Annotated in this window: 12 protein-coding genes; 5 read left to right on the forward strand and 7 right to left on the reverse strand. The window is 73.2% G+C overall.

The window, feature by feature from the left end:
- The first annotated feature begins 104 nt into the window (after window positions 1–104).
- Entirely contained in the window at window positions 105–1127 is a 1023-nt protein-coding gene (locus R4Z63_RS32480) for a helix-turn-helix domain-containing protein (protein WP_384451512.1), read from the forward strand.
- Here the strand turns inward: R4Z63_RS32480 and R4Z63_RS32485 are convergent.
- Window positions 1102–2010, reverse strand: a complete 909-nt coding sequence (locus tag R4Z63_RS32485; protein WP_384451509.1) for a ribosome-inactivating family protein — start codon at window positions 2008–2010, stop codon at window positions 1102–1104. The two genes, R4Z63_RS32480 and R4Z63_RS32485, sit on opposite strands and share 26 nt — an antisense overlap.
- 180 nt (window positions 2011–2190) lie before the next feature.
- On the reverse strand, window positions 2191–3102 hold the full coding sequence (locus R4Z63_RS32490; RefSeq protein WP_037930399.1) for a LysR family transcriptional regulator: 912 nt from the start codon (window positions 3100–3102) through the stop codon (window positions 2191–2193).
- Between the two features lie 134 nt (window positions 3103–3236).
- On the opposite strand from R4Z63_RS32490, the gene R4Z63_RS32495 reads away from it, so the two are divergent.
- Window positions 3237–3710 carry a cupin domain-containing protein gene (locus R4Z63_RS32495; protein ID WP_384451506.1) on the forward strand — a complete coding sequence of 158 codons (474 nt, stop codon included), beginning with the start codon at window positions 3237–3239 and terminating at the stop codon, window positions 3708–3710.
- A 37-nt stretch (window positions 3711–3747) separates the two neighbouring features.
- On the opposite strand, the gene R4Z63_RS32500 is transcribed toward R4Z63_RS32495, so the two are convergent.
- On the reverse strand, window positions 3748–4482 hold the full coding sequence (locus R4Z63_RS32500; protein WP_384451503.1) for a rhomboid-like protein: 735 nt from the start codon (window positions 4480–4482) through the stop codon (window positions 3748–3750).
- A 415-nt stretch (window positions 4483–4897) separates the two neighbouring features.
- Between R4Z63_RS32500 and R4Z63_RS32505 the strand changes: the two genes are divergently transcribed.
- Complete coding sequence (locus R4Z63_RS32505) at window positions 4898–5746, forward strand: C40 family peptidase (RefSeq protein WP_384451500.1); 849 nt, start codon at window positions 4898–4900, stop codon at window positions 5744–5746.
- Between the two features lie 65 nt (window positions 5747–5811).
- Here the strand turns inward: R4Z63_RS32505 and R4Z63_RS32510 are convergent, their stop codons facing one another.
- The 4 genes from R4Z63_RS32510 to R4Z63_RS32525 form a co-directional block, all read right to left on the reverse strand.
- Window positions 5812–6090, reverse strand: a complete 279-nt coding sequence (locus R4Z63_RS32510) for a helix-turn-helix domain-containing protein (protein WP_384451497.1) — start codon at window positions 6088–6090, stop codon at window positions 5812–5814.
- A complete protein-coding gene (locus R4Z63_RS32515) occupies window positions 6090–6578 on the reverse strand; it encodes a DUF2975 domain-containing protein (protein ID WP_037930383.1) in 489 nt (162 codons plus the stop codon). Before R4Z63_RS32515 ends, R4Z63_RS32510 begins: the two co-directional genes overlap by 1 nt.
- A 231-nt stretch (window positions 6579–6809) precedes the next feature.
- Window positions 6810–7031 (reverse strand): hypothetical protein, encoded by a 222-nt coding sequence (locus R4Z63_RS32520; protein ID WP_384451494.1) that lies wholly within the window; start codon window positions 7029–7031, stop codon window positions 6810–6812.
- Between the two features lie 54 nt (window positions 7032–7085).
- A complete protein-coding gene (locus R4Z63_RS32525) occupies window positions 7086–8063 on the reverse strand; it encodes a TerC family protein (RefSeq protein WP_384451491.1) in 978 nt (325 codons plus the stop codon).
- Window positions 8064–8281: 218 nt separating this feature from the next.
- On the opposite strand from R4Z63_RS32525, the gene R4Z63_RS32530 reads away from it, so the two are divergent.
- Both R4Z63_RS32530 and R4Z63_RS32535 read left to right on the forward strand, forming a co-directional pair.
- Complete coding sequence (locus tag R4Z63_RS32530; RefSeq protein WP_384451488.1) at window positions 8282–9109, forward strand: oxidoreductase; 828 nt, start codon at window positions 8282–8284, stop codon at window positions 9107–9109.
- A gap of 222 nt (window positions 9110–9331) precedes the next feature.
- Window positions 9332–10846 (forward strand): molybdopterin-dependent oxidoreductase (locus R4Z63_RS32535; protein WP_491522646.1); only part of this gene is annotated, 1515 nt, incomplete at its 3' end.

Consider the following 10846-nt stretch of genomic DNA (forward strand, 5'->3'; position numbering starts at 1 on the left):
TCCGGGCATCCCCCCGACCGGCCGCGCCGGACCGGGGGACGGGCGGCGAAGACTGGGAGGTTTCCAGGATTCGAACCACCGCCCTCCCCGGGCACGCTCCGGGCATGCAAGCGCACCGCACCGAACCGGCCCGCACCCACCCCACACCCCCGCGCCCCCAAGCCCCTCCCGCCCGGGCAGCGGACAGGGCGGCGGAGCCGGGCCTGTTCGCCGCCGAGACCGCGACCGGCGACTGCGGATACCTCCGGATACGCACCCTCGAAGCCACACCCCACCGCACGGACCACGACGGCGCCCACGGCGAAAGCGGCGGGCCGTTCGTCGTCGTGGCCGTCCAAGCCTCGGGCACCGCACTGCTCTCCCGCGGCGGCAGGCGGATACGCCTGGCACCGGGCGACATGGCCCTGCTGCCCTCGGGCGGCGAACTCGCCGTGGAGTTTCCCGAGCCCTCCCGCACGCACCTGCTCCGGCTGCCGCGCGCCGTGCTCGCCGTCCCGCAGGCAGACCTCACGGCCGTCCTGGGGAGCACCGTCCGGCCCGCCCCGGGCCTGGACACCGCCGTCTCCCGCTCCCTGGCCGCCTTCGCCGAAGCGGCCCCGGACCTGGGCGCCGAAACCGGCGGCCGCATGGCCGGCCACATCGCGGGCATGCTGGCCACCCTCATCACGGAACGGGCCGCCGCCGGCACCCGACCGGCAGCCCGGCCCGCCACCGGCCAAGGCCCCGTCACCGCGGAGACCGCGGACCTGATGGCACGCGTCCGCGCCCACATCGGCCTGCACCTGGCGGACCCGGACCTCTCCCCACGCTCGATCGCCGCCGCACACCACATGTCCGTCCGCTACCTGCACCGGCTCTTCGCACAGGACGCCACGACGGTCGGCACCTGGATCCGCGAGCGCCGCCTGGAAGAGGCCGCCCGGGAACTGGCCCGACCGGGACGCGGGAAGACCGTCTCCCGCATCGCGCACCGCTGGGGCTTCGTCAGCCCCAACCACTTCAGCCGGGTCTTCCGGCAGCGGTACGGGATGTCACCGCGGGACTGGAGCGCCTCCTTCACCCCCGTCCCGGAGCCGCCGCCGCACAGGGCGGCGGCCGGTGTCAGCCGCCCCGCTTGTGCCCGTTGAGCTGGATGTACCCCAGGTTCGCGATGAGCGCGGCGACCGTCGGGTAGTACCTGCTGTAGCCCTGGGCACCGATGGTGAAACCGTTCCCGGCCGGGTTGCGCAGCCGCGCGTACACCCAGGCGGACAACTGGCCCCAGCTGGTTTCGAGGTCGGCACCGAACGGGCCGATCGGCGTCGACGCGTGGTGGGCGATGTTCTGCCGGATCACGTCGAAGACGTACCCGAAGCGCGCCGCCTCGGCGGTCGCGCCGATGACGTCCACCAGGTACGAACCGACGGTCTGCCGGCCGGCCCCGGTGGTGAGGAGCTGCTGGGTGTTGCGCAGGGTCAGCAGCGCGTTCTGGAGGTTCTGGGGGGTGAGCCGCCGCTCCGCGCGGGCGCCACCGCCGGGCAGGGTGGCGTAACTCCCGTTCCAGGGCAGGCGGTGGGCCCGCACCCCCAGGACCCGCTCGAACGCGTCGGGATAGCCGTCGGGGAACACGTAGTGCCGGTTGCCGGTGCCGTCGGGCTGCCCGGGCTGGTAGATCCCGGCCAGGTACAGGGTGTTGGCCCAGTAGTAGAGGGACACCACGTACTGCCCGGCATGACTCACCCGGATCTGGATCAGCCGGTCGGGCGTCGTCGTGGTCTCGTCCAGCACCTGGTAGAAGTCGTGGCCGCTGATCCGGTGCACCTGGTCGATCATGTTCCAGTACCGGTCGTGGTGCCCCTGGCCGCCGTGCTCGAGACCGCTGATGTCCCAGTCGACGACCGTCAGCGGCCGGTCCGGATCGGCATGGGCGGCGGGCGCGGCCGCGCCCAGCACACCGGCCGACAGGGCGAGTGCCACGAGGAGACAGGCGACACGCCGCATCATCCGCCCGCCCGAAACTACGCTGAACACACAGAACTCCTCCTCCTCAGGCCGGACATCCCGCCCGACCGGGCGCCCGGACTCCTTGCGGGGGACAGGACGCGGTCGCACGGTCGCCCGGCACACGGCCGGCCCACGGCGGCCCGGCAACAGGCCACAGGCTGCCAGCGCCGAAGGCGGCGCACGTGCCCGAGAGCGCCCGCACCCCGCCTACCCGCGCACACCCCCCGCGGCCGGCCCGACGGCGCCCTCCACCCGGTGCAGCGCCGCCAGGAGATGGCGCAGGGCCGGATCGGGCGGACCGGGACGGACCGCCAGGGACGTCGTCACGCTCAGGCCGGCGAGCGGGCGCACCACCACCCGCGGGACCGACGGCATCCCCTGGACCTCGTAGAAGACGGTCCACGACGCCTCGCGCGCCGTGCCGATCGCCGCGAGCGTGGCCTGCAGACCGGCGAAGGGCGGCCCGGCCGGCGGCACGCCCCCCGCCCTGCGGCACGCGTCGACGACCAGATCGTGGAAGTACGGGTTCTCCGCGCGCGGAGCCAGACGCAGCGCGAGCCCCGCCAAACGGTCCAGCCCCACAGCCCGTTCGGCCGCCAGCGGATGGCCCTGGGGCAGGGCCACATGCAGCGGGTCGCTCCACAGCGGCAGCAACTCCAGGCCGGCCGCCGACGGAACCGCCCGCACCAGGGCGGCGTCGAGCTCCCCGGAACGTACCGCGGCCAGCCGATCGCCGACCGGCATCCTCCGCAGCCGCACCTGAAGCCGGGGAGCGGCAGCGGACAGGAGCGCCAGAACACGCCCCAGCCGGTCCCGGGGGCCGTGGACACCGCCCAGCCGCAACACACCGTCGGCACCCGCGGTGACATCGGCGGCCACCCGCACCGTGCGCTCGGCAGCCGCCAGAACCGCACGGGCCTCGGGGAGCAACCGCTCGCCCGCCGAGGAGAGCCGCACCCGCCGGGTCGTACGCTCGAACAGGACCACCCCCCAACCGCGTTCGAGCCGGCCGATCTGCTGGCTGACGGCCGACGGGACGATCCCCAGCCGCTGCGCCGCCCGCCCGAAGCCGCCCTCCTCGGCAACAGCCACGAAATACCTCAACTGCCGCAGTTCCACCCGTCCGCCTCCCGCAGCGATTCGTCACGACCGGTGATCTCTGTCTTCTCCAACAGCCGGTGGATCACAACCGCTTCCCGGGATCGAATGGAACCGCATCCGCGACACGCCGCAGACCACAGGAGAGACCGCCGATGAACGCCCCCCGACAGCCCCTGATCGTGCACGCCGAGCAGGCCGAGCGGATCGACTTCCCCCACGGCGGGGGGTTCCGCCTCCTCGCGGACGCATCCGACACCGGCGCGGCGGTGGGAGCCAACCGCCTCACCCTCCCCCGCGGCGCCACCGGCGCCCCCGCCCACCACCACGCACGGTCGACCGAGGTGTTCTACGTGCTCGAAGGAAGCGCCCGCTTCACCCTCGACGACCGCACCACGACCGTGGCCGCCGGCGGACTCCTCTGCATACCGCCCGGCCACGTCCACGCGTTCGGCGCTTCTCCCGCAGCCACGGCGGACCTGCTCGTCCTGCTGACCCCGGCCGTCGACCGCTTCGATTACTTCCGCACCCTGGGCCGCATCCGGCACGGCCTGGACACCTTCGCCGCGCTCCTGCCCGAACAGGACTGCTACGACGTGCACTTCGCCCCTGCCGACACACCCCAATAGCCCGCCCCGGGAGAACCCGCAAAGGGGGAGCGGCCGGTCAGGAACGCTGCCCGGATCCGCCCGCCGGCGACGCCGGCCGCGCGAGAGCACCCGGCCGCGGCCCGCCGTCCGCCACGGTGCGGGGCGGTCCCGCAGCACCGGCCCGCGGCCGCCGGAAGGCCGGGACGGCCAGCAGCCCGAAGCCGATCACCGCCGCCGTGAGATGGCCGACGGTGGTGAAGTCCGGCAGCGGCCCGGACCACTCGGCACCGCCGAGCGGCCACGCGAGGACGAAAGCCGCCCAGGGCAGGCGCCCCCAGCGGGGCAGGGCGAGCGTGCCGACCGCCAGCACCGTCTGCGCACCGTAACTGACCCCGTAGTCCAAGGACTGTCGCACCGCCGCCGGATACCAGCCGTACCGCAGCGCGACGGTGATGACGGCAGCGGTGAGCAGGGTCGCCACGACATGCCCGCCGAGGAACACCGCCACCGCACGCCGCTTCCCCCACCGCGACTCCGCCCAGGCCAGGAAGCAGCACACCCCCAGCCCCAGAGTGATCAGGGTGCCCACGAAGTCCGTCGAGGCCACATCGGTGAGCGTCCCGTCGAAGAACAGCGCGCTGCCGGCCAGCGCCGCCAGCGGATGGTCGCGCAGGTTGTCCAGGTTGGTGCTGAGGTACCCCAGCACGGCCGCCGCCCGTTCGTCGGACACCCGGCCGATCCAGGCGTGGCCGGCCAGCAGCAGGCAGACATAGGCGAGGGTCAGCGGCGCACGGCGCGGATATCTCCGCACGACGCGGAGCGCTCTGCCCAGGGGCCCCGGCGGTGATTGAGGGTTCATCGGCGGCACTCTCCGGTTCGGTTCGGTTCGGTCAGGCTCGGGCAGGTCGGGTCGGGGCGAAGGCGTGGCCGGCCCGCGAGGGCAACCGCCCCGGCTGACTCCCGGCCACCCCAAGGGATGCGGTGTGCCGCGCCCGGGTTCCAGCCGACCGACCAGGACACCGCCCCCCTCACGAGTGACGGACACTCAAAACCCCAGACCGGAAGGGGTTTCCCGGAAGTTTCCCGTTTCCCGTTCGCAGCGGGCGACCCGCGCCTGCTCGACACACGGGGGAGGAGGGCGACAGTCTCGGAAGCGCCCGGACAGGACACCACGGGCACGACGGCCCGCGGCCGGACGACCGCGCGGCGGAAACGGGGGACCGGACATGGCGATGCGCACGACAGCGGTGGCGGCGGTGGCGGCACTCACCCTCCTGGCCGCGGGGGAAGGCGCCCACAGCGCCACCGCTGCACCCAGGACGGCGGCGGGGGAGTGCCGGGTGCTCGCCGCCGACGCCTCCACCACGGCGGAGCAGGCCGTGGCGGCCGCCTGCGAACAGATCGGCGTCTGGTACACCTGGGGCGGCGGCCACGGGCCGCAGCCGGGCCCGACCTACGGCCAGGTCGACCCCAGCGACCCGGACAGCGCCCACGACCCCGAGCGGCTCGGCTTCGACTGCTCGGGACTGGTCCGCTACGCCTACGCCCGCGCCGCCGGCGGCGACCCCCTGCCCGGCAACGCCTACCACCAGTTCCACGCACCGCAGGTGCGGCAGCGGTTCACCGCCGCCGAGGGGACCGCCCCGCTCCTCCCGGGAGACCTCCTGGCCTGGGGCTCGGGCGGCTCCATCCACCACATCGCGATCTACCTGGGCGCGGGCAGGATGGTCGAGGCCCGGGAATCGGGCACCCGGATCACCGTCGCCGACGTACGGCTCGGCGGCGACTATGCCGGAGCGGTCCGCATCGCGCCGCCGACGCAGGCACCCGGCACGTTCAGCACCTGGGGCACCGACGTGTGGACCCACCGGGAGCCCTCCACCGGCAGCCCGCGCGTGCACAAGTTCCCCGGCCCCACCACGGTGCGCATCGACTGCCAGAAACACGCCGAACCCGTGACCGCCGAGGGCTACACCAACGACGCCTGGTCCTACCTGCCCGAATACCGGGCATGGATCACCAACATCTACATCAAGGGCCCCGCCTGGCTGGACGGCGTACGCACCTGCCCCTGAACACGCCCCTCACATCCCGCGATCGCCCGGGGCACCACGCACCGCCGGTACGGTTCCGCGGCCGTTCAGCCCTGCCGGTGCTGCCCGGGCAGCCCGGACCCGGCGGCTTCGGCCCCCGCGCCGTCCTGCGCGGCGGTGTCCCCGGCCTCCCAGCGCAGCAGGTCGCCCGGCTGGCACTCGAGCGCCTCGCAGAGCGCGGCGAGCGTCGCGAAGCGCACCGCCTTGGCGCGGCCGTTCTTCAGCACCGCCAGGTTGGCCGGCGTGATCCCCACCCGGTCGGCGAGTTCGCCCACGGACATCTTCCGCCTGGCCAGCATCACGTCGATGTCGACGGTGATGGGCATCAGATCACCTCGTCCAACTCGGCCCGCATCCGTGCCGCCTCGCCGTCGCGCGCGACGGCCTGCGCGAGCAGCATCCGCAGTACCAGCACGATGAGCGCGACCCCCAGGATGGCCAAGCCGATCCCGCCCATGATCACAGTAACGCCCGGATCCTCCCGCTGGCCGGGGGCGTTGACCGCCGTGACCGCGAACCACAGCACGGCCACAGCCGTGATCGCGCCGATCACGCCGTCCACGTACCGGAACGCGGCGTGGGAGAACACCGTCCCGCGCCGCACCATCGCCGTCAGCCGCCACACGCAGACCAGGGCCACCTGGGCCGCCACCATCCCCAGGGCCACGATCACGCGCATCGGGGTCAGCGGCAGCGATCCCCCCTCCGTCTCGCCCGTGACCAACGCCCACACCATCCCCGCCTGCACGAACACGGTGCCGGCGAACACCACCCCGAGCACGACGCGCAACGCCCGCACGGTCAGCTTGCCCATAACCCATCCCTCCATCGACCCACGATCGAAATCTATCGAAAATCGATAGGTCGAGCAAGGGGCGGGACCTCGGCGGCCCCGACTCCGGGACCGACGGGGAGCGGCGGCAACCCTCCGGCGCGGCGCAGCCCCCCCGGGTCGGCGCCTCCGGGCCTCTGGGTGAAGCGCCGGAACGTCGACCTGCGCGCCGGCGGGTTCGACGCCCACGCCCGGCCCGCGAAGCGGGGGGCCTCAGGGGGTGGCCCGGTCCTCGGGGAGCGGCTGTGCCTGCCGCGCTGCCCGTCCGGCGGGGGCGGCCTCGGGGCAGGCGGGGTTGGCGCAGGGGGCATCGGCGTAGAGGGGGACGTGGATGCCCATCGTCCGGTGCCGCCGGACCGTCGCGGGCAGTTGCTGATGGCACCTGGGGCACAGGTGTCCGGGGATCGCCGCCGCGGGATGCTTTTCGCCGTCCATGCATCGACTTTACGCCCGCTTTGCTCTGTTTTGAACCTTCTTTGGTGGGGGTGGTTACGCCCCGCCGGAGGGCCCGCTGCCGTTCGGCGGGGGCTCCGGCGGGTGTGGCCGGAGCAGGCTGAGGGCGACCGACGCCGCGAGGACGGCGACGATCACGGCCAGGCTCACCTGCGAGGGAATCTCGGGAACCGCGGGGCTGATCAGCTCGTGCGTGGCCTGCAGGACCAGCTTCACGCCGATGAACGCGAGGATCAGAGCGAGTCCCGTGCCCAGGTGGTGGAAGCGGTCGAGCATGCCGGCCAGCACGAAGTAGAGGGCCCGCAGCCCCAGGATGGCGAAGGCGTTGCTGCTGTAGACGATGAAGGCGTCACTGCTGACGGCGAGCACGGCGGGCACGCTGTCGACCGCGAAGACCAGGTCGGCCGCCTCGATCGCGGCCACCACGGCCAGTAGCGGCGTGGCGACGCGCCGGCCGGCCTCCTTCACGAAGAACTTCGCCCCGACGTAGTCCTCACCGACCGGGACGATCTTCCGCAGCAGCCGGACGGCCAGGCTCCGCCCCGGGTCGAAGCCGTCGTCCTCCTCCTTGAGGATCTTGTACGTGCTGGAGAAGAGGATCGCGGCGAAGACGTACAGCACGGCCGTGAACCGGCTGACGACGGCCACTCCGGCGGCGAGGAAGACCCCCCGGAACACCAGCGCGCCCAGCACCCCGAAGAACAGCACGCGGTGCTGGTAGGCCCGCGGAACCCGGAAGTAGCCGAAGATCAGGGCGAAGACGAACAGGTTGTCGACCGACAGGCTCTTCTCCAGCAGCCACGCCGTCGTGTACTCCACGCCCGCCTGCGTGCCCACGACGACGAACACCAGACCGCCGAAGGCCAGGGCCAGGGCGACCCACACCCCGCTCCACGCCGCCGCCTCGCGGAAGCCGATGACGTGCGCCCGTCGGTGCGCGAGGAGATCGACCGCCAGCGCCGCGAGGACGGTGGCGGCGAAGACGATCCACAGCCAGTAGGGCACGTCGTGCACGGCGGACCCCCGCGGTACGGCAGTCGGTGGGGCGGCACCCCAAGCGCGATTTTGCCGTAATTGTACTTATTTGCTCTTTTCGTGGGTGCGTGCGGCCGACGGGCGCCCCGGTCTGCTGGTGACTCCCGTCACATACCTCTTGAGCTGGAGCGGGCTCCAGCTCCTAGCGTGAAGCCGTCGGCCGGTCGGGCCGGTCGGCCATCGGAATGGGGGAGAACATGGGCGTTTGGTTCGTCACCGGTGCATCGCGTGGACTCGGCGCGGAGATCACCCGTGAGGCGCTGGAACGAGGGCACAGCGTGATCGCCACGGCGAGGAACGCCTCGGCCGTGCTCGCGGCGTACCCGGACAAGCCCGGCGGACTGCTCGCGGTGAACGCGGACGTGACCGAACCGGAGCAGCTGGCGGCCGCGGTGCGGGCCGGCCTCGCGGAGTTCGGCCGGATCGACGTCGTGGTCAACAATGCCGGCTACGGACTCGTGGGCGCGATCGAGGAGACCTCCGACAAGGCAGCCCGCGACCTGTTCGACGTCAACGTGTTCGGCCTGCTCAACACGGTGCGGGCGACCCTGCCGACCCTGCGTTCCCAGCGGTCCGGACACGTCGTGAACATCGGCTCGGTGGGCGGTTTCGCCACCGCTGCGGCGGTCGGCCTGTACGGGGCGTCGAAATTCGCCCTCGAGGGCATTTCCGAAGCGCTGCACGGCGAACTGGCCCCGCTCGGCGTCCACGTCACGATCGTCGAACCCGGTGGCTTCCGCACCGACTTCCTCGGCCGCTCCAGCCTCCAGGTCGAACCGGCCGCCATCGCCGACTACGCCGCCGCGGCGGGCCCGGTCCGCGAGGCGCTGGCCCGGAACGACGGACTCCAGCAGGGCGATCCGAAGAAGGCGGCCAAGGCCATCGTCGACGTCACCGAGGCCCCTCGGCCGCCGCTGCGCCTGCAGTTGGGCGCGGACGCGGTCGAGCGCGTCGAGGCGAAGCTGGACCTGGTACGGCGTGAGCTCGGCCAGTGGCGCCACGTGGCGCTCTCCACCGCCATCTGACCGCGAGGCCCCTCAGCCGGCGCGGTGCGGGAGCGGGGCGGAGCGGGAGCGGCGCGGCGCGGCGACCACCGTGCCCACGGGCAGCACTCCTGTCCCGCTGCGTGCCGGCGCCGCCTTCGCGGGTCGCGGCCGGGCCCGTCGCACCACGGACCGCCGGCACCTTTCCGGCGCGCGGGTCACTCTTTCGGGTGTCTGGCCAATCCGCCAGGTGGATGCTGCCGAATCCGGTACGTGAACCACTTCCGCAGCACCCTTCCCCGCGCCGCCCTGGGCGCGTCGGCCGGCGTTCTGGCCGCTGCCATGGCGCTCGCCGTGGCCGAGCTGGTCGCCGGCTGGGTGCGGCCGGCCGCCGGGCCGGTGACGGTGGTGGGCGGCGCGGTGATCGACCGGACCCCGGCCGCGGTGAAGGACTTCGCGATCCGTACGTTCGGGGAGAACGACAAGACCGTCCTGCAGTTGGGAATCCTGGCGATCCTCGCCGTCATCGCCGTCGGTCTGGGCATCCTGGCCTTGGACCACCGGCGGGCCGGTGCCGCCGGCGTGCTGCTGTTCGGGATCGTCGGCTCCGCGGCGGCCCTCAGCCGCCCGGACTCCACCGGAATCGGCGATGCACTGCCCTCGATCGCCGGAGCACTCGCAGGGGCAACCGCCCTGTACGTCCTGGCCTCCAAGGCCGTACCCGTTCCGGAACCGGCGGCCGGGGACGGGCACAGCGGCACCGAAGGATGGAGCAGGCGCGGTTTCCTTGCCTCGGCGGCCCTGACCGCTGTGGCGGCCGCATCGGCAGGCGCCCTCGGCCGGTTCCTCTCCGGCCGGCAGGGGCAGGGAGCGGTCGCCTCCCGCGCCGGCCTGGTCCTGCCCCCACCGGCCTCCCCGGCTCCGCCCGTACCGGCCGGAGCCCGGTTGAAGGTGCCCGGCATCAGCCCCTTCACCACCCCCAACGCCGACTTCTACCGCGTCGACACCGCTCTGACCGTCCCCAGGGTCGACGCCGGCAGCTGGCGGCTGCGCCTCCACGGCAAAGGCGTCACCACACCGCGCACCTACACCCTCGACGAGCTCCTGGACCGCCCGCTCGTGGAACGCGACATCACCCTGACCTGCGTCTCCAACGAGGTCGGCGGCCCCTACCTCGGTACCGCCCGCTGGCTCGGCGTCCCCCTGGCCGCGCTGCTCGCCGAGTGCGGGGTGAAACCGCCGTCGAAGGGCGGCCCGGCCGACCAGCTGGTGGCCCGGTCCGTGGACGGGATGACGCTCGGCTCACCGGTCGAGGACGTCATGGACGGCCGCGACGCGATCCTCGCGGTCGGCATGAACGGCGAACCGCTGCCCTTCGACCACGGCTTCCCCGTCCGCATGCTCGTCCCCGGCCTGTACGGGTACGTGTCGGCCTGCAAGTGGATCACCGACATCGAGCTGACCACCTTCGACGCCTACGACCCCTACTGGGTGAAGCGGAAGTGGGCCCGTCGCGCGCCGGTCAAGACCCAGGCCCGGATCGACACCCCCAAGCCCTTCGCCCGCCCCGCCGCCGGCCCCATCACGGTCGCCGGGGTCGCCTGGGCCCAGCGCCGCGGCATCACCCGCGTGGAGGTCCGTATCGACGACGAACCCTGGCGGGACGCGGACCTGGCCGTCCAGGACACCGTCGACACCTGGCGCCAGTGGTCCTACCCCTGGAACGCCGACCCGGGCGGGCACACGATCACCGTCCGCGCCACCGACGGCACCGGCCAG

Source organism: Streptomyces sp. PL-29 (assembly GCF_058344425.1).